Source organism: Cupriavidus sp. HPC(L), from assembly GCF_000307735.3.
Lineage (GTDB): Bacteria > Pseudomonadota > Gammaproteobacteria > Burkholderiales > Burkholderiaceae > Cupriavidus.
In genome coordinates, this window is record NZ_AMPR02000442.1 from 1 (window position 1) to 19,080 (window position 19,080).

The 19,080-nt window shown below is 69.0% G+C and carries 19 protein-coding genes and 1 riboswitch; of the genes, 16 read left to right on the forward strand and 3 right to left on the reverse strand.

All coding sequences use genetic code 11. The annotated features are described in order from the left end of the window. The 6 genes from B551_RS21495 to B551_RS21520 form a co-directional block, all read left to right on the forward strand. The coding region (locus B551_RS21495) for an FAD-dependent oxidoreductase (RefSeq protein WP_023264987.1) at positions 1 to 428 on the forward strand (428 nt) is incomplete at its 5' end. 112 nt (positions 429 to 540) lie between these two features. Continuing rightward, positions 541 to 738, forward strand: a complete 198-nt coding sequence (thiS, locus tag B551_RS21500; RefSeq protein WP_006579970.1) for a sulfur carrier protein ThiS — start codon at positions 541 to 543, stop codon at positions 736 to 738. Between the two features lie 4 nt (positions 739 to 742). Then, the gene (locus B551_RS21505) at positions 743 to 1,570 is read left to right on the forward strand and encodes a thiazole synthase (RefSeq protein ID WP_023264988.1); all 828 of its coding nucleotides are present in this window, start codon (positions 743 to 745) and stop codon (positions 1,568 to 1,570) included. After that, positions 1,567 to 2,736 (forward strand): thiamine phosphate synthase, encoded by a 1,170-nt coding sequence (locus B551_RS21510; RefSeq protein WP_023264989.1) that lies wholly within the window; start codon positions 1,567 to 1,569, stop codon positions 2,734 to 2,736. Before B551_RS21505 ends, B551_RS21510 begins: the two co-directional genes overlap by 4 nt. Positions 2,737 to 2,898: 162 nt before the next feature. After that, complete coding sequence (locus tag B551_RS21515; RefSeq protein ID WP_006579969.1) at positions 2,899 to 3,657, forward strand: type IV toxin-antitoxin system AbiEi family antitoxin domain-containing protein; 759 nt, start codon at positions 2,899 to 2,901, stop codon at positions 3,655 to 3,657. Next, positions 3,650 to 4,576, forward strand: coding sequence for a nucleotidyl transferase AbiEii/AbiGii toxin family protein (locus B551_RS21520; protein WP_023264990.1), 927 nt, complete (start codon positions 3,650 to 3,652; stop codon positions 4,574 to 4,576). Before B551_RS21515 ends, B551_RS21520 begins: the two co-directional genes overlap by 8 nt. A 37-nt stretch (positions 4,577 to 4,613) precedes the next feature. On the opposite strand, the gene B551_RS21525 is transcribed toward B551_RS21520, so the two are convergent. Then, complete coding sequence (locus B551_RS21525; RefSeq protein WP_253281400.1) at positions 4,614 to 6,434, reverse strand: sigma-54-dependent Fis family transcriptional regulator; 1,821 nt, start codon at positions 6,432 to 6,434, stop codon at positions 4,614 to 4,616. A 181-nt stretch (positions 6,435 to 6,615) separates the two neighbouring features. Here B551_RS21525 and B551_RS21530 point away from each other — a divergent pair, with 181 nt between their 5' ends. From B551_RS21530 to B551_RS21555, 6 genes are all read left to right on the forward strand, one after another. Further along, the gene (locus B551_RS21530; RefSeq protein WP_006579966.1) at positions 6,616 to 8,163 is read left to right on the forward strand and encodes an acyl-CoA carboxylase subunit beta; all 1,548 of its coding nucleotides are present in this window, start codon (positions 6,616 to 6,618) and stop codon (positions 8,161 to 8,163) included. A gap of 86 nt (positions 8,164 to 8,249) precedes the next feature. Next, on the forward strand, positions 8,250 to 9,254 hold the full coding sequence (locus tag B551_RS21535) for a tripartite tricarboxylate transporter substrate binding protein (RefSeq protein ID WP_006579965.1): 1,005 nt from the start codon (positions 8,250 to 8,252) through the stop codon (positions 9,252 to 9,254). Between the two features lie 4 nt (positions 9,255 to 9,258). Further along, positions 9,259 to 11,448: an acetate--CoA ligase family protein gene (locus tag B551_RS21540; RefSeq protein WP_023264992.1), complete on the forward strand. Its 2,190-nt coding sequence runs from the start codon at positions 9,259 to 9,261 to the stop codon at positions 11,446 to 11,448. Beyond that, a complete protein-coding gene (locus tag B551_RS21545; protein WP_006580125.1) occupies positions 11,445 to 12,863 on the forward strand; it encodes an acetyl/propionyl/methylcrotonyl-CoA carboxylase subunit alpha in 1,419 nt (472 codons plus the stop codon). Before B551_RS21540 ends, B551_RS21545 begins: the two co-directional genes overlap by 4 nt. A gap of 15 nt (positions 12,864 to 12,878) precedes the next feature. Further along, entirely contained in the window at positions 12,879 to 13,091 is a 213-nt protein-coding gene (locus B551_RS21550) for an acetyl-CoA carboxylase biotin carboxyl carrier protein subunit (RefSeq protein WP_006580124.1), read from the forward strand. Between the two features lie 28 nt (positions 13,092 to 13,119). Continuing rightward, positions 13,120 to 13,572, forward strand: coding sequence for a PaaI family thioesterase (locus B551_RS21555; RefSeq protein WP_156526487.1), 453 nt, complete (start codon positions 13,120 to 13,122; stop codon positions 13,570 to 13,572). A gap of 271 nt (positions 13,573 to 13,843) precedes the next feature. Here the strand turns inward: B551_RS21555 and thiD are convergent, their stop codons facing one another. Continuing rightward, positions 13,844 to 14,668 carry a bifunctional hydroxymethylpyrimidine kinase/phosphomethylpyrimidine kinase gene (gene thiD, locus B551_RS21560; RefSeq protein WP_023264994.1) on the reverse strand — a complete coding sequence of 275 codons (825 nt, stop codon included), beginning with the start codon at positions 14,666 to 14,668 and terminating at the stop codon, positions 13,844 to 13,846. A gap of 120 nt (positions 14,669 to 14,788) precedes the next feature. Beyond that, positions 14,789 to 14,883: riboswitch (S-adenosyl-L-homocysteine riboswitch) on the forward strand. A gap of 120 nt (positions 14,884 to 15,003) precedes the next feature. Here thiD and ahcY point away from each other — a divergent pair. The 4 genes from ahcY to B551_RS21580 all read left to right on the forward strand — a co-directional run bounded on the left by ahcY (position 15,004) and on the right by B551_RS21580 (position 18,630). Beyond that, positions 15,004 to 16,422, forward strand: a complete 1,419-nt coding sequence (gene ahcY, locus B551_RS21565) for an adenosylhomocysteinase (RefSeq protein WP_023264995.1) — start codon at positions 15,004 to 15,006, stop codon at positions 16,420 to 16,422. A 112-nt stretch (positions 16,423 to 16,534) separates the two neighbouring features. Beyond that, positions 16,535 to 16,888, forward strand: a complete 354-nt coding sequence (locus B551_RS21570) for a phage holin family protein (RefSeq protein WP_006580075.1) — start codon at positions 16,535 to 16,537, stop codon at positions 16,886 to 16,888. A 49-nt stretch (positions 16,889 to 16,937) separates the two neighbouring features. Then, entirely contained in the window at positions 16,938 to 17,768 is an 831-nt protein-coding gene (gene metF, locus B551_RS21575) for a methylenetetrahydrofolate reductase [NAD(P)H] (protein ID WP_023264996.1), read from the forward strand. A gap of 82 nt (positions 17,769 to 17,850) precedes the next feature. Beyond that, positions 17,851 to 18,630: a Mut7-C RNAse domain-containing protein gene (locus tag B551_RS21580; RefSeq protein WP_006580074.1), complete on the forward strand. Its 780-nt coding sequence runs from the start codon at positions 17,851 to 17,853 to the stop codon at positions 18,628 to 18,630. Between the two features lie 97 nt (positions 18,631 to 18,727). Here the strand turns inward: B551_RS21580 and B551_RS21585 are convergent. Beyond that, a partial coding sequence (locus B551_RS21585) for a 5-formyltetrahydrofolate cyclo-ligase (protein ID WP_023264997.1) occupies positions 18,728 to 19,080 on the reverse strand: 353 nt, incomplete at its 5' end.

Genomic DNA, 19,080 nt, shown 5'->3' on the forward strand with positions numbered 1-19,080 from the left:
GGCTGCTGCATCCGCGCTATCCGATCTATATCGCGCCCAAGCCCAATCATCTGTACGTGATCGGCGCCACCGAACTGGAAAGCGAGGACGACTCGCCGATGAGCGTGCGCTCGGCGCTGGAGCTGCTGTCGGCCGCGTATTCGCTGCATCCGGCCTTCGGCGAGGCGCGCGTGCTCGAGCTGAACGTGCAGCGCCGGCCCACGCGTCCCGATCATCTGCCCGCGGTGCGGGTCGACGAAGAGGCGCGCGTGGTGCGCCTGAACGGCCTGTACCGGCATGGGTTCCTGATCGCGCCGGCCGTGGTCGAGGCGGCCTGCGAAGTCGTGCGCGCGCTCGCCGACGGCGATCCCGCCGCGCATGCCGTGCCCGCGTCGGCGCGCTGGCCGGGCATGATCGCGCCCGTGCATGGCCAGGCGGTGCTGCATTGATGCGGCATCGAGACAACCGTGCGCTGCTGAACCCCATGCAATCGCGCCCCACCGTCGATCCTCGATCGCCGGACGGCGCGGTTCATCTCAACCGACGACCTACGCGCTGAACATGGAAATCCTGCTCAATGGCAAGCCGCTGGCGCTGAATGCGCCGGCCACGCTGGCCGACGCGGTGGCCGCGGCGCAGATCCCGCCACCGTTCGCCGCCGCGCTCAACGGCCGCTTCGTGCCGCGCGCCGCGCATGCGGATACGCCGCTGTCCGCCGGCGACCGCATCGATCTCGTGCAACCCGTTACCGGAGGCTGATCCCATGACCTTCCCGACCCAGGATGCCGTGCGCGATCCCTTCGTGCTCTACGGCGAATCGTTTTCCTCGCGCCTGCTGCTCGGCACGGCGCGCTATCCGTCTCCGGCGACGCTGCAATCCGCGGTCGAAGCCTCGAAGCCGGCCATGCTGACGGTGGCGCTGCGCCGCCAGGGCGCGGTCGGCGACGGCGAGGGCGGCCACGCCTTCTGGCAGATGCTCAAGTCGATGCAGGTGCCGGTGCTGCCCAATACCGCGGGCTGCATGGCGGCGCAGGAGGCGATCACCACGGCGATGATGGCGCGCGAGGTGTTCGAGACCGACTGGATCAAGCTGGAGCTGGTCGGCGACGACTACACGCTGCAGCCCGACACGCTGAACCTGCCGGCGGTGGCCGAGACGCTGATCAAGGAAGGCTTCAAGGTGCTGCCGTATTGCACCGAGGATCTGGTGCTGTGCCGCCGCCTGCTCGACGCCGGCTGCCAGGCGCTGATGCCGTGGGCCGCGCCGATCGGCACCGGCAAGGGCGCGGTCAATCCGCATGCGATGCGCGTGCTGCGCGATCGCCTGCCCGACACGCCGCTGATCGTCGACGCGGGCCTGGGCCTGCCGTCGCATGCGGCCCAGGTGCTCGAGTGGGGCTACGACGGCGTGCTGCTGAACACCGCGGTGGCGCAGGCCGCCTATCCGATCGAGATGGCCCGTGCCTTTGCGCGTGCGGTCGAAGCGGGACGCCTCGCCTATCTGGCCGGACCGATGCCCGAGCGCGAGATCGCGCAGGCCAGCACGCCGGTGGTCGGCATGCCGTTCTGGCACGCACAGGAGCACGCATGACGCGCCAACCGACGCCGATGCCGGTCGATGCGGCGCTGCAATCCGCACTGGTCGCGCGCCATGGCGAAACCTTCGGCGTGGCCGACCGCGACTGGCGCGCCTTGCGGCTGCAGGACACGCTGACTGCCGATTCCGCCGAGACGCTGGGCCAGACGGACCTGTTGCTGGCCGACGGCGAGGTCGATGCCGCGACGCTCGAACGCGTCGCCGCACGCGGCGCGATGCTGATCCAGACCGAGCGCGAGGGCGGGCAGTGGATCGACACGGTGCGCTCGCCGATGGGGACCTGGGTGTTCGCCACGCCGGCCGACGCCAGCGACGATGCCGCGCAGCCGCCGGCCTTCGTCGCGACGCTGCTGGCCACGCTGGCGCTGCATTTCCCGGCGCACGATGCGCTGTGCCTGGCACGCGCCTGGCAGCCCGGCACGCTGGACTGGCCGGCCGAGTTCGCACGGTTCCCGCGCGTTCGGCACGCCGCGCTGGTCGCGCCGGAGCAGTCCGCCGAACCGTTCGTGCCATGCCCGGCACGCCTGGGCCTCTACGCCGTAGTGCCGACCGCCGACTGGATCGAACGGCTGGTGCCGCTCGGCGTGCCGACCGTGCAGCTGCGCTTCAAGTCCGACGACGCGGCCGCGGTACGCGAGCAGATCGCGCGCTCGGCAGTGGCCGCGCGCGGCAGCCGCAGCCGACTGTTCATCAACGACCATTGGCGCGCCGCGCTGGACTACCACGCCGCGCACGGCAACGACGGCGCGGCCAGCGGCATCTATGGGATCCACCTGGGCCAGGAAGACCTGGATGAGGCGGACCTCGACGCACTGCGCGCCTCCGGCCTGCGGCTCGGCGTCTCCACCCACGGCTACGCCGAGATGCTGCGCGTCGCGCCGCTGCGTCCCAGCTACCTGGCGCTCGGCGCCATCTTCCCGACCACCACCAAGGTGATGCCCACGCAGCCGCAAGGGCTCGGACGCTTTTACGCCTACGCGCGCCTGATGCGCGAGCAGGTCCCGGCACTGGTCGGCATCGGCGGCGTCGACGCGGGCAATCTGCCGCAGGTTCTCGAGGCCGGCGTCGGCAGCGCCGCCGTGGTCCGCGCGATCACCGAGGCGGCCGACGTGCCGGCGGCGGTGGCGCGGCTGATGGCGGCGTTCGGGCAGGCTGATTGAAGCGCCGGGCGGCACCATGCTGCCCGGCACGCTCATAGAGTAGTGCTTCGTGCACCGCCCTTTGATTAGATTTTGCGGCAGAAATAAATCAAGGCGCTATTTGTTCTGCCCACGCTAATCGATTCTGCCGCAAGTGTTTAGATCTGGTGCTATTCTTCAACGATGGTTGAAGTTCCGCGCTACCAGATAATCAAACGCCTGCAGACCGGTCTGCACCGGGGGGCGCCGTTCAGCCTTGCGACATTGCGGGAATTTGGCGTGTCGCCACAACTCGCCGCGCGCTATGCCGATGGCGGCTGGCTGGTTCGCCTTGCCCAAGGCGTCTATGCCTTCCCGAACGATGACTTCGGCATCGATGGCTCGCTACGTTTCCTGCAGCGGCAAGTGCCCGGCTTCCACGTAGGCGGCAAGACGGCTCTGGCCTGGCAAGGCATGCGACACAACCTGGGGTCCCGCGAAGCCATCGTCGTTTGGGGCGATGCCCGCTTTTCGCTTCCGGAGTGGTTCACCGCGCGACATCCTGCTCGCTATGTGCACGCGCGCCTGTTCGATTGGCCGGATCGCGCATTGGCCGATCGAACGCTGATGACTCCGCCCGGCATGTCGAACGGCGTCAGCGTGTCGGCTCCCGAACGTGCCGCACTTGAGATGCTTTACGAGGTGGGTGTTAAGCAAAGCCTTGAGGAGGCGCGTAACGTCTTCGACGTCTTACGCTCCCCTCGCAAGGACCTGCTCGGACGATTGCTATCGTGCTGTACCAGCGTCAAGGCCGTTCGGCTTTTTCTGACGTGGGCTCGAGAGACCGATCTGGTCGACGTCGATGCCCTGCTGGCCCAGTATCCGGTGCGCTCAGGCAGCAACAAGCGATGGATCAGCCGTCTCGACGACGGTACGTTGCTCAGCCTGAAGCCCCATGGATAACGCCTACGCCAATACTGTCCGTCTCCTGCTTGCCGTTGCTCCCACGGTTTTCGCCAGCGACCTGTTCGCCATGAAGGGGGGCACCGCCATCAATCTGTTCGTCCGCGATATGCCTCGCCTCTCCGTGGACATCGACGTGGTCTACCTTCCGCGCGACGTACGCAGAGAGGACGCGATGCTTGCCATCCATCGCGAACTGACTGCTATCGCGCAACGCGCGGCAGCGCTTGGCTTGCGCACGAGGATGATCGGCGCACGCGATCAGCGCGAAACCAAGCTCATCGTCGACAACGACATCAGCCAGGTGAAGGTCGAGGTCAACCTGGTATTTCGTGGCACTGTGCTGCCGGTCGAGCGACGGACGTTGAGCAAAAGGTCCGCCGATCTTTTCGGTGTCGAGTTTGACGTGCCGATTCTCGCCACCGATGAGCTCTACGCCGGCAAACTGGTCGCTGCGCTTGACAGGCAGCATCCCCGCGATCTCTTCGACGTATGGCGACTGTACGAATCGGGCGGGATCACGGACGGCATGGTGGAGTGCTTCGTGACCTATGTCGCCGGCCACAATCGGCCCATTCATGAGGTGCTGTTCGGCAACGACAAGGAAATCAGTGGCGAGTATCACCGCGCCTTTGTCGGCATGACGGAGGTCGACTGCTCCCTGAAGACACTGATCGATACCCGGATACGGCTGAAGGAAGAACTGCCAAGGCGGCTCAGCGAGCGGCACAAGCAGTTCCTGACGGGGCTATCCCGAGCCACGCCGGACTGGTCGCTGCTCCAATGCAGGCATGTCGCGGAACTGCCGGCATTGCGATGGAAAGTCGGCAATCTGGAAACGTTTCGCCAGCGGCGCCCCGCGGAGTTTGCAAGGCAAGTGGAACTGCTCGAAGCGGCGTTCGTCGCGCAAGGGCATTGAATTGTCGGGGCGCCACGGCAAGGGTCACCGTGGCCCGCTATCGATTCGCTCCATCACCCGTCCCCCGCGCCAGCAACGTGTACAAATGCGAGCGCGAAATCCCCAGCGCCTGTGCGGCGCGCTTCTTGTTGCCGCCATGGTCGGCGATGGCCTTCAGTGCGGCTTCGTAGGCGAGTTCCCGCAGGCCGGATGAGCGGGAGGCTGGCGTGATCGCAACGGGTGGCGGTGTCCCGCTGCGCGGGTCGTCTTCCAGCTCGTGTTCGGCATAGCTTCGTGCCAGCGGGTACGGTGTCGCGTCGGCGGCGAGGGCCGCTGCCGCGGCCTCGTCGCCGCGGGCGAAGTCGGCCACGCGCAGGCGGCCGCCGTCGCAGAACACCAGCGCTTCCTCGATCTTCTGCCGTAGCTGGCGGATATTGCCGGGCCACGGCCGTTCGGCCAGATGGCGGGGGACCGCGCTGTCGATGGCGGGCACCGGCACGTTGTTGCGCTGGCAGAAGGCCTGCACGAAGTGGTGCAGCAGCGCGGGGATGTCCTCGCGGCGCTGGCGCAGCGCGGGGATGCGCAGCACGACGCCGCTCAGTCGGTAGTAGAGATCCAGCCGAAAGCGGCCGGCGTCGATCAGCGCCTGGATGTCGCGGTTGGTCGCCGCCACCAGCCGGAAGTCGATGCGGCGCGCCTGCCGGCTGCCGATGCGCTCGACCAGATGGTCCTCGAGCACCCGCAGCAGCTTGACCTGCATCTCCATCGGAATGTCGGCGACTTCGTCGAGAAACAGCGTGCCGCCGGCCGCCTGTTCCAGCTTGCCGGCCTGGCCCTGGCGGCGGCTGCCGGTGAAGGCGCCGGCGGCGTGGCCGAACAGTTCCGACTCGATCAGCGTGGCCGGCAACGCGGCCAGGTTCAGGCTGACCAGCGGCTTGCCGTCGCGCGTGTCGCCGCCGTCGCGCTGGCTGGCCTCGTGGATCGCGCGTGCGACGAGCTCCTTGCCGGTGCCGCTCTCGCCCAGGATCAGCACCGGCACGTCGAGCCGCGCGACGGTCTCGATCTCGCGCCGCAGCCGCTGCATCGGCGCGCTGTCGCCGATCAGCCGGCCGGGGCCGCCGCGCAGGTCATCCAGCGCGCGCCGGTAGTGCGCGACCTGCGAGCGCAATTCGCTGACCTCCTTGTGCATCCGCGCGATCGCTTCGGGTTCCTTGAACAGGACCTGGCCGATCGCGCCGACCACCTCGCCACGCTGGACGATCGGGATGCGGTTGACCACGCGCGTGACGCCGTTCATCCGCTGCAGCTGCCCGATCTCGGCCTTGCCGGTGGCCGCCACCTGCGGCAACCGCGAATTCGGAATCACGCGCTCGGCGGGCTGGCCGATGCCCTCGCCGGTGCGCAGCCCCAGGAAGCGCTCGTGCACCGGGCTGATATAGCGCATGCGGCCGTCGCGGTCCGCCACGGTGATTGCCTGGTACGGGTTGGTGATGAAGTGTTCCAGGATGGCGCCGGCAAACGGCACGGCGCCAAGGAAATCGAACAGCGCGGTGGCGCTGCCCGGACGGTGCAGCAGCACCAGCGTCGTGGTGCCGTCGTCCAGCGCCAGCGCGATATGGCGCGTTGCCTCGGCGCCGGGCGCGGCTACCTCGAACAGATACGGACGAGTGCCGGCAACTTCATCGGTGGAGGGGCGGCCGGCCCGGGCGGTGTCGAAATCGGTGGCCTGTGCCAGCGCGGCCAGCGCGGCGCCGGCCAGTGTGTCGTCGCGCGCGATGCCGGTTGCCGCGGCGACCCGCCCGTCGCGGTCGATCACCAGCGCGCCCAAGGCGTCCGGAACGGGAGCCGATGTCCCGATAGGTGTCTTCAGTGACGACAAGAACTGTCTCCGTGGCGGACACCGCGGTGTCCTGATATGTCGTTATCGCGGACACCGTAACAGCCGCCGCTCTCGTCCGCAAGGTTTTTTGCAAGCAGATCAACGACTTGCAGCGGTGGCGCCGCCTGGCATGGTTGCTGCGCTTGTGTTGTCCACAGCAACGAGCAACAGGAGACAACGCGTGTCGTGGCAACCCGAAATCGATGAACTGGCCTACCGCCGGCAACTGGCGGCCCAACTGGGCGGGCCGGACAAGGTCCAGCGGCACAAGGACGCCGGCAAGCTGACGGTACGCGAGCGCATCGATGCGCTGGCCGACCCCGGCTCCTTCCATGAGGTCGGCAGCCTGACCGGCAGCGGCCAGTACGACAGCAACGGCCGGCTGGTCGGCTTCACGCCGGCCAATCTGGTGATGGGACGCGCCCGCGTCGACGGCCGCCCCGTCGTGCTGGTCGGCGACGACTTCACCGTGCGCGGCGGCGCCAACGATGGGGCGGTCGGTGACAAGCTGGTCCACGCCGAGAAGATGGCGCGCGACCTGCGGCTGCCAATGGTGCGGCTGGTCGACGGTACCGGTGGCGGCGGGTCGGTGCGCAATATCGAGACCAAGGGCCATACGCTGATTCCGACCATGAAGGTGTGGCAGCACGTGGTCGAGAACATGTCGCTGGTGCCGGTCGTGTCGCTGGCGCTGGGCTCGGTGGCCGGCATGGGCGCGGCGCGGGTCGCGGCCAGCCACTACTCGCTGATGGTCAAGGAGACCTCGCAGCTGTTCAACGCCGGTCCGCCGGTGGTCGCGCGCATCGGCCAGCATCTGACCAAGAACGAGCTCGGGGGCAGCCATATCCACACGCGCAACGGCGTGGTCGACGACGAGGTCGCCAGCGAAGAAGAAGCGTTCGCGCGCGCCCGCCAGTTCCTGTCGTATCTGCCGACCTCGGTGTTCGAGTTGCCGCCGCGCGCCGAGCCGGCCGACGATCCGGCGCGCCGCGACGAATGGCTGCTGTCGGCGATTCCGCGCGATGGCCGCGCGGTCTACAAGATCCGCCCGATCGTGCAGACGCTGGTCGACTCCGGCTCCTTCTTCGAGATCGGCCGGCATTGGGGCCGCGCCATCGTCACGGGGCTGGCGCGCGTCGACGGCTGGCCGGTCGCGGTGGTGGCCAGCGACCCGTACTACTACGGCGGCGGTTGGGACAGCGCCACCGCGGAGAAATTCACGCGCTTCGTCGACATGGCCGAGGCCTTCCATCTGCCTGTGATCAATCTGGTCGACATCGCCGGCTTCCAGATCGGACTCGAGGCCGAGAAGGCCGGGACCATGCGCTACGGCGTGCGCGCGCTGTCGGCGGTCTATCAGGCCACGGTGCCGTGGTGCTCGGTGATCCTGCGGCGCGCCTACGGCGTCGCCGCCGCGGCGCACCAGCATATGGGCCGCTTCAACTTCCGCTATGCCTGGCCGTCGGGCAACTGGGGTTCGCTGCCGATCGAGGGCGGGCTCGAGGTCGCCTACAAGGCCGAGATCGAGGGCGCCGACGATCCGGTGCAGAAGCGCGCCGAGATCGAGCAGCGCGTGCGCAGCCTGACCTCGCCGTTCCGCAGCGCGGAGGCCTTCGTCATCGAGGACATCATCGATCCGCGCGATACGCGGGCGCTGCTGTGCGAGTTCGCCAACCTGGCCGCGCCGCTGCGCGAGGCCGGCGTGCGCAAGTTCGGCATCCGGCCATGAGGCGGGGCTGTGGCACGCCGGCGGCAACGACAACGCCGCGCACAAAGACAACGACAACAACGACAGCCAACATCAAGGAGACCATCATGAATCGAACCCACCGGCCCATGCGCCGAACCACGCTGGCGCTGACCGTCCTCGGTGCCATGGCCGCCGTATCGGCCATCATGCCGAGCACCGCCGCCGCGCAGGAGAACTGGCCGTCCAAGCCGGTCACCATCATCGTGCCGTTCCCGGCCGGCGGCATGACCGACGTGCTGGCGCGCCGCATCGCCAAGGACATCGCCGTCGACCTGAAGCAGCCTGTCGTGGTCGAGAACCGCGCCGGCGCCAGCGGGCAGATCGGCACCGAGATGGTCGCGCGCGCCAAGCCCGACGGCTACACGCTGCTGGTCTCGGCGACGCACCACGTGATCAACCCCGCGGTGCGCGGCACGCTGCCGTACGACGCGGCGAAGGACTTCACGCCGATCGCACTGCTCGCGACCACGCCCAACGTGCTGGTCGTCAACAACAACATCCCCGCCTCGACGTTGCCCGAATTCCTGGCCTATGCGAAGAAGCAGAAGGAGGGGCTGTCGTTCGGCTCGTCGAGCATCGGCGGCGCGACGCACATGTCGGGCGAGCTGCTGAAGCTGATGACCAAGGCGCCGATGGTCCATATCCCGTACAAGGGCGCCACGCCCGCGATGGCGGACCTGCTCGGCGGGCAGATCCCGGCGCTGTTCCACGATGCGATGACGATGGCGCCGTACGTCAAGGACGGCAAGGTCAAGGCGATCGGCATGACCTCGGCCAGGCGCAGCGATGCGCTGCCGAATGTGCCGACCATCGCCGAGCAGGGCGTGGCGGGCTACGAGGCCACCACGTGGATCGGCTTCTACGGGCCGGCCAATCTGCCCAAGCCGATCGTCGACCGGCTCAACCGCGAGGCGGTCAAGAGCATGAACGCGCCGGATTCGAAGGCCAGCCTCGCGCAATCCGCGACCACGCCGGGCACGATGTCGGCCGAGCAGTTCGGCGGCTTCGTGCAGGCCGAGCTGGCCAAGTGGAAGCGCGTGGCGAGCGAAGCCAAGGTCAAGGTGGAATGACGCGATGACCGATCTTCATGCCAATCCGATCGCGCCGGCGGACGACGGCCGCGCGCTGCTGTCGCTGCTGTCGCCGCGCTCGGTCGCCGTGCTCGGCGCCTCCGACAGCACGATCAAGGCCGGCGGCCGGCCGATCGACTACATGCGGCGGCACGGCTTTGCCGGCGCGATCTATCCGGTCAATCCGAATCGCGCGACGATCCAGGGGGTGGCCGCCTATCCGTCCCTCGACGCGTTGCCGGCCGCGCCCGACCTGGTCGTCATCAGCGTGCCCGGATCGGAAGTCGAGCAGGCGATCGACCAGTGCCTGGCGATCGGCGCGCGCGGCGCGGTGATCTATTCGTCGGGCTTCGCCGAACTGGGCGAGGTGGGCGCGGCGCAGCAACGGCGGTTGGTCGAGCGTGCGCGTGCCGGCGGCCTGCGGCTGTTCGGCCCGAACACGCAGGGCCTGGCGAATTTCGCCAATGGCGCGATCGTGCACTTCTCGACGATGATCAACGAGGAGGCGGGCCAGGACGGTCCGGTCGCCATCGTCAGCCAGAGCGGCGCCGGCTCGGCCATCGTCTATGGCGGACTGCGCCGCAACGGCATCGGCGTGCGCTATATGGTCGCCACCGGCAACGAGGCCGACGTCAGCGCCGCCGAAGTCGTGCGCGCGGTGCTGCACGACGAGCAGGTGCGCGTGGTGCTGCTCTATATCGAGTCGCTGCGCGATCCGCAGGTGCTGGCGCAGGCCGCGCGGCTGGCGCACGAGCGAGATGTGCCGATTCTGGCCGTCAAGGCCGGCCGCACGCGCGCCGGCCAGCTGACGGCGAGCTCGCACACCGGCGCGCTGGCCGGCGAGGACGCGCTCGCCGATGCCTTCCTGCGCCGGCATGGCATCGTCCGCGTGGCCGACTTCCGCGAGCTGGCCGAATACTGCCAGGTCTTCGCCGGCGGCCAGCGGCCGCGCGGCGACGGCGTGGTGGCGATCAGCAATTCGGGTGCGACCTGCGTGCTCGCGGCCGATGCCGCCGAGGACGAGGGCCTGCGCCTGGTCGAGTTCGACGCGGCCGGCACCGAGGCGCTGCGTGCCGTGCTGCCCAGCTACGTCAGCGCGCGCAATCCGATCGACATGACCACCGCGCTGCTGGGCCAGCCGCAGATCTTCGGCCGCACGCTCGACGCGGTGGCCGAGCGCGGCGCCGCCGACATGATCCACGTCGGCTTTCCGATCGGCGGCGAGGGCTACGATTTCGACGACTTCTCCCAGCAGACCGGCCGCTTCGCCTCGGCCAGCGGCGTGCCGGTCGTGGTCAGCGTCAATCAGCAATGGGTGGCGCAGGCCTTCCGCCGGCATGGCGTGCCGGTGTTCGACAGCGAGCGCGCGGCGATGCGCGCGCTGGGGCTGCTGTCGCGCTATGTGCGGGGGCGTGCCGCGGCGCTGGCGGCGGCGCTGGCGGCACCACCGGCGGCACCGGCGGTGTCCGGTTCAGCGAGCCAGCCCACCGCATCGTCAACCACCACGCTCGATGAAGTGCAAAGCCTGGCGCAACTGGCCGCGGCCGGCCTGCCGGCGGTCGCCCATCGGCTGTGCCGCGACCGCGAGCAGGTTCGGCACGCCGTGGCCGAGCTGGGTTTGCCGGTGGTCGCCAAGGGCGTGTCGGCGTCGATCACGCACAAGTCCGAGTACGGGCTGGTGCGCCTGGGCCTGGACAGCGAAGCGCGCGCGCTGGCCGCCTTCGACGAGCTCGATGCGAGGCTCGCCGCGCTGGCCGCCGAGCAGGGCGTCGAGCATGGCGGCGTGCTGATCGCGCGCCAGCACAAGGGAGCGTTCGAACTCGCGGTCGGCGCGCATCGCGATCCGGTCTACGGGCCGGTGGTGATGATCGGGCAAGGCGGCGTGCTGGTCGAGGCGCTGGACGACGTGCAGTTCCTGCCCGCGCCGTTCTCGGCCGCGCAGGCGTGCGACGCCATCGACCGCCTGCATGTTGCCCGCGCGTTCGGCCCGGTGCGCGGCATGCCCGCGGTCGATGTCGAACGGCTCGCGGCAATGCTGGTGGCGCTGGGCGACTGGTTCGCCGGCAGCGATGCCGGACGCGCTTGCGCGTCGGTCGATGCCAATCCGGTGATCGTGCCGCGTGGCGACGCCGCCCCGGTCATCGTGGATGCCGTGGTGGTCCGCAACGTCGCCAGCGAGGAGACCGATCGATGACGCCAAAATTGCAGGTCCGTCCGTTGCGCCGCGTGCTGGTCGCCAACCGCGGCGCGGTGGCCGCCCGTATCCTGCGCGCGCTGAACGCGCAGGGCATCGAGTCGATCGCGGTCTATTCCGACGCCGATGCCGAATTGCCCTATCTGCAGCAGGCCACCGTGCGCGTGCGGCTGGGCGAGGCCGCGCCGCTGCAGAGCTATCTGAACCAGGACGCGCTGCTGCAGATCGCGCGCGAGCATGCGGCCGACGGCGTCCATCCGGGCTACGGCTTCCTGTCGGAGAACGCCGGCTTTGCCGAGCGCGTCGAGGCGGCGGGACTGTGTTTCATCGGCCCGTCGTCGCGCTGGATCCGCAGGCTCGGCCACAAGACCGAGGCGCGCGCGCTGATGGCGACCCATGGCATGCCGATGACGCCCAGCAGCGCCGTGCTGCCCGACGATCCGGAGGTCGTCGCCAGGGCGGCGGCGCGCATCGGCTATCCGGTGCTGATCAAGCCGGCCGGCGGCGGCGGTGGCATCGGCATGCTGCCGGCCCACGACGACAGCGAGCTGGCCGCGGCGTGGCAGCGCGCCCGCTCGGTCGCGCAGCGCAGCTTCGGCCAGGCCGAGCTGTATCTGGAAAAGCTGATCGAGCGGCCGCGCCATATCGAATTCCAGGTGCTGGCGGACCGCTACGGCGGCGTGCGGGTGCTGGGCGAGCGCGATTGCTCGGTGCAGCGGCGCCATCAGAAGGTCATCGAGGAGGCGCGCGCGCCGAACGTGCCGGCCGACGAGATCGACGCGATGGCCAGGCGCCTGGCGACGCTGCTGGCGGCGCTGGGCTACGACGTGATCGGCACCGTCGAGATGCTGTACACGCCGTCGACCGGCTTCGTCTTTCTCGAGCTCAATACGCGCCTGCAGGTCGAGCATGCGGTCACCGAGCAGGTCACCGGCATCGATATCGTCGCGGCGCAGCTGCGGCTGGCCCGCGGCGAGCCGATCGAGGCGGTGCTGCCGACGCCGGTTCGCTTGCGCGGCCATGCGATCGAGGCGCGCGTCTATGCCGAGGATCCGGTGCGGTTCCTGCCGTCGCCCGGTCCGCTGACCTTGTATCGGCCACCGGCGGGCGAGGGCGTGCGGGTGGAGACCGGCTATGCGCAGGGCGGCCGTGTCACCTCCTACTACGACCCGATGCTCGCGAAGGTGATCGCCACCGGCGCCGATCGCGCTCAGGCAATCGCGCGGCTGCGCGCGGCGCTGGACGCCTTCGCCATCGAGGGCGTCAAGACGAATCTCCCCTTTATCCAGCGGGTGCTGGACGACGACGATTTCGTCGCCGGCCGCATCGATACCGGCCTCGCGCAGCGCGTGCTCGCCGGCGGCACGAAGTCCGCCGCCGCGGCGCAGGCGGCCGCATCCACCCTGACATCCTGATCCCCGGAGTTCCCCATGAAGCAAATCGAAGCGGCCGTCGCCGGCCATGTCTGCGCCGTCGACGTGCAAGTTGGCGCTACCATTGCGGCCGGCGATGCCGTGATGACCATCGAGTCGATGAAGATGGAAATCCCGCTCGAGTCCGAGCAGGCCGGCGTCGTCAAGGCCATCCTGGTGCAACCCGGCGATGCGGTCGCCGAGGGCCAGGTCGTGATCGAACTCGAGTAAGGAAGTGGTTTTGGAAAGCAGTACGCAAATCGTCCCGCAGATCGTCCCTGAGATCGTTCCGGTCGCGCCGGGCACGGCCGAGAAGCCCTATTTCGGCATTGACGTCCCGCTGATGCGGCATCTGGGCCTGCAGCCGGTCCATATCGAGGAGGGGCTGTGCCAGACGCGGCTGCCGGCGCATCCGGCCCTGGTCAACAGCCGTGGCGACGTGCATGGCGGCACGCTGATGGCGGTGCTGGACTTCACGCTGAGCGGCGCCGCGCGCTCGCATGCGCCGCTGGAGACCGGCGTGATCACGATCGACATGTCGACCCACTTCCTGGCCGCCGCGCGCGGCGAGTTGACCTTCGAAGCCCGCTGCATGCGGCGCGGCGCGCGCATCGCGTTCTGCGACGGCGAGGTCAAGGATGCCGCCGGCAACGTCGTGTGCGTGGCGCGGGCGGCGTTCAAGCTGGTGCCGTTGGCGGCCGGGGGGAATTGAGGGCAGAGGTTGGCCACATTGGCTGGCGGGGCGCCCTTTGCCCTCTCCCCCACCCCTCTCCCGCAAGCGGGAGAGGGGAGTGAGGTTTCCGTGAGGGCGTCGGCCTTGCTGACGCTATCGTCGGTGATCTCCCTCCGACCGCCCGCGGGAGAAGGGATGAGGTTTTCGAGAGGGCGTCGGCCTTGCTGACGTTATCGTCGGTTTGCTCCCCTCGCCCGCTTGCGGGAGAGGGGCCGGGGGAGAGGGCAATCCAGCGTCCGCAAAACCGCCATCACCCCAACACCCGCGGCGCGAAGCCGTGGTTCAGCGGGCCGTTGCCGGCGCCGAGCCGCAGGTCCGCGCCGGCCGCGATGGCCTGGGCGACGAAGTCCAGCGCGGTGCCGACCGCCTGCTCCAGCGCGTCGCCGCGCGCCAGTTGCGAGGCAATCGCGGCGGCCAGCGTGCAGCCGGTGCCGTGCAGGTTGCCGGTATCGATGCGCGGATGGCTGAACACGCGCACGCTACCGTCGGCGCTCATCAGCAGGTCGTCCAGGCTGTCCTGGCCGGCTTCGGCCAGATGTCCGCCCTTGAGCAGCACCGCCTGGCAGCCCAGTTCGATCAGTTCCTGCGCGGCGCGCTCCATGTCGGCGCGGCGCGTGACCGGCCGGCCCAGCAGATACGAGGCCTCGGGCAGATTCGGCGTGACCAGCAGCGCGCGCGGGAACAGCAGCCGCACCATCGCCTGCGCGGTGGCGTCGTCCGACAGCGTCGCGCCGGACGTGGCCACCATCACCGGATCGACCACCAGCTTGCGCACGCCGTGGCGGTCCACCGCGGCGGCCACCGCCTCGACGATCGCCGCCGTACCGAGCATGCCGGTCTTCGCGGCGTCGATGCCGATATCGCCGGCCACTGCGTCGATCTGCGCCGTCACCATCTGCGCCGGGATCGCATGCACGCCGGTCACGCCGAGCGTGTTCTGCGCCGTGATCGCGGTGATCGCGCTCATGCCGTAGCAGCCAAGCGCGGCGAAGGTCTTCAGGTCGGCCTGGATGCCGGCGCCGCCGCCGGAGTCGGAACCGGCGATGGTCAGGGTACGCGGGGGAAAGGCGGTCATAACGAGTCGAAAGACGAGGTCCGGGACGGCCGGCGGAGGGGCGCCGGCCCAGTCCGGACCTGCCAGAAAAGAATTCGGAGAGCGGCACACCGTCGCCGCGCAGGGCAGGTACAATACCGCCACTCCGAGGAGCGTTGCAACGGACGGCGCGCGGGCCCAACCCCGCATTCTGCCATCCGCCAGGCTCGGAATGTCTTCAACGGCGCTCGCTGAACCGTGGTTCGCACGGTGGCGAGTCGACCTATCCGCACGCTGCACCCCCCGATGGGCACGCAGCCGTCCCGGATCCCGTCCCCCTTTCGTCACCGGCGTCCCACTCTTCGACGGAGTGAAACATGAACGCTGTGACCGATCTCAAGAACGATTTCGTGGTGGCCGACATCGGCCTGGCCGGCTGGGGCCGCAAGGAAATCGCCATCGCGGAAACCGAAATGCCGGGCCTGATGGCGATCCGCGAGGAATTCGCCGCCAGCCAGCCGCTCAAGGGCGCGCGCATCGCCGGCTCCCTGCACATGACGATCCAGACCGCGGTGCTGATCGAGACGCTGAAGGCGCTCGGCGCCGACGTGCGCTGGGCCTCGTGCAACATCTTCTCGACCCAGGACCACGCCGCCGCCGCGATCGCCGCCTCCGGCACGCCGGTGTTCGCCTTCAAGGGCGAGTCGCTGAAGGAATACTGGGACTTTACCCACCGCATCTTCGACTGGGCCGACGGCGGCACGCCGAACATGATCCTGGACGACGGCGGCGATGCCACGCTGCTGCTGCACCTGGGCGCGCGCGCCGAGCGCGATCCGTCGGTGATCGCCAACCCCGGCAGCGAGGAAGAGACCTTCCTGTTCGCCGCGATCAAGGAAAAGCTGGCCAAGGATCCGGGCTGGTACAGCCGCAACCTCGAAGCGATCCGCGGCGTCACCGAAGAAACCACCACCGGCGTGCACCGCCTGTACCAGATGGCGCAGAAGGGCGAACTGCGCTTCCCGGCGATCAACGTCAACGACTCGGTCACCAAGAGCAAGTTCGACAACCTGTACGGCTGCCGCGAATCGCTGGTCGACGGCATCAAGCGCGCCACCGACGTGATGATCGCCGGCAAGGTCGCGGTGGTGTGCGGCTACGGCGATGTGGGCAAGGGCAGCGCGCAGGCGCTGCGCGCGCTGTCGGCGCAGGTGTGGGTCACCGAGGTCGACCCGATCTGCGCGCTGCAGGCCGCGATGGAAGGCTATCGCGTGGTGACGATGGAATATGCGGCCGACAAGGCGGACATCTTCGTGACCTGCACCGGCAACTACCATGTGATCACGCACGACCACATGGCGAAGATGAAGGACCAGGCGATCGTCTGCAATATCGGCCACTTCGACAACGAGATCGATATCGCCTCGCTGGAGAAGTACCAGTGGGACGAGATCAAGCCGCAGGTGGACCACGTGATCTTCCCCGACGGCAAGAAGCTGATCATCCTGGCCAAGGGCCGTCTGGTGAACCTCGGCTGCGCGACCGGCCACCCGTCGTATGTGATGAGCAGCTCGTTCGCCAACCAGACGCTGGCGCAGATCGAGCTGTGGCAGCAGCGCGATAGCGGCAAGTACCCGGTCGGCGTCTACACGCTGCCCAAGCACCTGGACGAGAAGGTCGCGCGCCTGCAGCTAAAGAAGCTCAACGCGCAGCTGACCGAGCTGACCGACCAGCAGGCCGCGTATATCGGCGTGTCGAAGGAAGGCCCGTACAAGGCGGATCACTACCGGTATTGATTGCAGACCCATTGCCCGGATGGTGCTCCCCTCTCCCGCAAGCGGAGAGGGAGTACGCCAAAGGCAATCGGCGCGTTTTCGCTTTGCCTTTTTCCACCGACAAGGAGTTGCCATGAGATTGCTGGCGGTATGGATCATCAACGCGCTGACGCTGTTCGCGATCAGCGCGGTGGTCGACGGCATCGAAGTGCGGGGCTTTGGCTCGGCGATGATCGCGGCGGCGGTGCTGGCCATCATCAATACGCTGATCCGGCCAATCCTGGTGCTGCTGACCCTGCCGGTCACGCTGCTGACGCTGGGCCTGTTCATCTTCGTGATCAACGCGCTGCTGTTCCTGTTCGTCGGCAATCTGCTGTCGGGCTTCACCGTGTCGGGCTTCTGGACCGCGCTGCTCGGTTCGCTGCTGTACAGCGTGATTTCGACCCTGCTGGCCGGCCTGCTGCTGCGCGACCGCGAAGCAGCCTGACGCCGGGCGCTCCCTTCCCCGCGCCGCCTCGGCGGCGGCGCCACCCATCATGCAAGACCGCTACTACAGCTTCGAGTTTTTCCCGCCCAAGACGCCCGAGGGCCGGGAAAAGCTGCGCAATACCCGCGCACAGCTGGCCCCGCTCGGGCCCAAATACATCTCGGTGACGTTCGGCGCCGGCGGCACCACGCAGCAGGGCACGCTCGACGCCGTGCTGGAAATCCAGCGCGACGGCATCGACGCCGCCCCGCACCTGTCCTGCGTCGGCTCGACGCGCGAGGGTATCCGCGAGATCCTGCGCACCTACCGCGACAACGGCATCCGCCATATCGTCGCGCTGCGCGGCGACATGCCGTCGGGCATGGGGGAGATCGGCGAATTCCGCTACGCCAACGAGCTGGTGGAGTTCATCCGCGCCGAGACCGGCGACTGGTTCCAGATCGAGGTGGCCGCCTATCCCGAGTATCACCCGCAGGCACGCTCGCCGCGGCACGACCTCGAGAACTTCGTGCGCAAGGTCAAGGCCGGCGCCGACTCGGCGATCACGCAGTACTTCTTCAACGCCGACGCGTACTTCCGCTTCGTCGACGACGTGCGCGCGCTCGGCGTGGACGTGCCGATCGTGCCGGGCATCATGCCGATCACCAACTACTCGCAGCTGATGCGCTTCTCGGAGATGTGCGGCGCCGAGGTGCCCCGCTGGGTCGCCAAGCGTCTGGAGAGCTTTGGCGACGACCGCGAGGCGATCCGCGCCTTCGGCCTGGACGTGGTCACCGCGCTGTGCGAGCGGCTGCTGGCCGGCGGCGTGCCGGGCCTGCATTTCTACACGCTGAACGCGGCCGGCGCGACCAAGGCGATCTGGCAGCGGCTGAAGCTGTAAGGCGGTAAGGCTGCAGGGCTGCAAGGCGGCCCGCCGCAATGGTGGCGATGCGGTGCCCGGTGCCGATGGCATACTGTGCCGCATGGTTACCGCCACGTTCCGCTTCTACGAGGAGCTGAACGATTTCCTCCCCCCGGCGATGCGCGGACGGGACTGGTCCTGTCCGTGCGCCCGCGCGGCCACGGTCAAGCACATGATCGAGGCGCTCGGGGTGCCGCACACCGAGGTCGAACTGATCCTGGTGAACGGACAGTCGTGCGGCTTCGACCGCGTGCTGGCCGACGGCGACCGGGTCTCGGTCTACCCCACCTTCGAGGCGCTGGACGTCACGCCGCTGCTGCGGGTACGGCCGGCGCCGCTGCGGGTCACCCGTTTCGTCGCCGACGCCCACCTCGGCGGGCTCGCCGCGCTGCTGCGCCTGACCGGCTACGACACCCTCTACGACAACCACTTCGACGATCGCGAGATCGAGGCGATCGCGGCGCGCGAGGGCCGCATCGTGCTGACGCGCGACCGCGAGCTGCTCAAGCGCAGCAGCATCACGCATGGCTGCTATGTGCGCGCGCTCAAGCCCCAGGCGCAGCTGCGCGAGATCTTCGGCCGGCTGGACCTGCGCCGGCAGGCGCGGCCGTTCTCGCTGTGCCTGAGCTGCAATGTGCCGCTGCGCGCCGCCTCGAGCGACGAAGTGGCCGGCCGCGTGCCGCCCGCGGTGCTCGAGCGGCACGAGCGCTTCTCCACCTGCGAGGCCTGCCGGCGGGTGTTCTGGGAGGGGTCGCACTGGCGCCGGATGCGGGCGCTGGTCGATTCGCTGATGCTGCCGGAAGGGACGGCCGACGCGCCCGACGCGGCGGCGGACTGCTGACGACGTCCCGATTGCCGCCATGTCGTTCCCGCGAAGGCGGGAACCCAGCGTCTTCAGCAGTCGCCGGGTCCGCGCATGCGCGGGGACGACGCAGGCGTCAGAACCGCCCGGCCTCGGTCACCATCCAGTCCATCGGGATATCGTGCGCGGCCGGCGCCAGCGCGATCCGGCAGTCTTCGTAGCCGATGCCGATCGCCACCGGCTTGCCCGGCAGCGCCGCCAGCGTGCGGTCGTAGAAGCCGCCGCCGTAGCCGAGGCGGAACTTCTGCGCACTGAAACCGACACAGGGAATCAGCAGCGCGTCGGGCGTCACCGCGGCGGTGCCGTCGGGCACCGGGATGCCGTAGCGGCCCTCGCGCATCGGTGTGTCGGGCGTCCAGCGATGGAAGTCCAGCGGCACGCCGGGCCGGCTGACGGCCGGCAGCGCGGCGTCGCGCCCCGGTGCGGCCG

Excerpts from the sequence above, each read along its gene's own strand:
- thiS (WP_006579970.1), top strand. The coding sequence starts at position 541 with ATGGAAATCCTGCTCAATGGCAAGCCGCTGGCGCTGAATGCGCCGGCC.
- B551_RS21505 (WP_023264988.1), top strand. The coding sequence starts at position 743 with ATGACCTTCCCGACCCAGGATGCCGTGCGCGATCCCTTCGTGCTCTAC.
- B551_RS21510 (WP_023264989.1), top strand. The coding sequence starts at position 1,567 with ATGACGCGCCAACCGACGCCGATGCCGGTCGATGCGGCGCTGCAATCC.
- B551_RS21515 (WP_006579969.1), top strand. The coding sequence starts at position 2,899 with ATGGTTGAAGTTCCGCGCTACCAGATAATCAAACGCCTGCAGACCGGT.
- B551_RS21520 (WP_023264990.1), top strand. The coding sequence starts at position 3,650 with ATGGATAACGCCTACGCCAATACTGTCCGTCTCCTGCTTGCCGTTGCT.
- B551_RS21535 (WP_006579965.1), top strand. The coding sequence starts at position 8,250 with ATGAATCGAACCCACCGGCCCATGCGCCGAACCACGCTGGCGCTGACC.
- B551_RS21540 (WP_023264992.1), top strand. The coding sequence starts at position 9,259 with ATGACCGATCTTCATGCCAATCCGATCGCGCCGGCGGACGACGGCCGC.
- B551_RS21545 (WP_006580125.1), top strand. The coding sequence starts at position 11,445 with ATGACGCCAAAATTGCAGGTCCGTCCGTTGCGCCGCGTGCTGGTCGCC.
- B551_RS21550 (WP_006580124.1), top strand. The coding sequence starts at position 12,879 with ATGAAGCAAATCGAAGCGGCCGTCGCCGGCCATGTCTGCGCCGTCGAC.
- thiD (WP_023264994.1), bottom strand. The coding sequence starts at position 14,668 with ATGACCGCCTTTCCCCCGCGTACCCTGACCATCGCCGGTTCCGACTCC.
- ahcY (WP_023264995.1), top strand. The coding sequence starts at position 15,004 with ATGAACGCTGTGACCGATCTCAAGAACGATTTCGTGGTGGCCGACATC.
- B551_RS21570 (WP_006580075.1), top strand. The coding sequence starts at position 16,535 with ATGAGATTGCTGGCGGTATGGATCATCAACGCGCTGACGCTGTTCGCG.
- metF (WP_023264996.1), top strand. The coding sequence starts at position 16,938 with ATGCAAGACCGCTACTACAGCTTCGAGTTTTTCCCGCCCAAGACGCCC.
- B551_RS21580 (WP_006580074.1), top strand. The coding sequence starts at position 17,851 with ATGGTTACCGCCACGTTCCGCTTCTACGAGGAGCTGAACGATTTCCTC.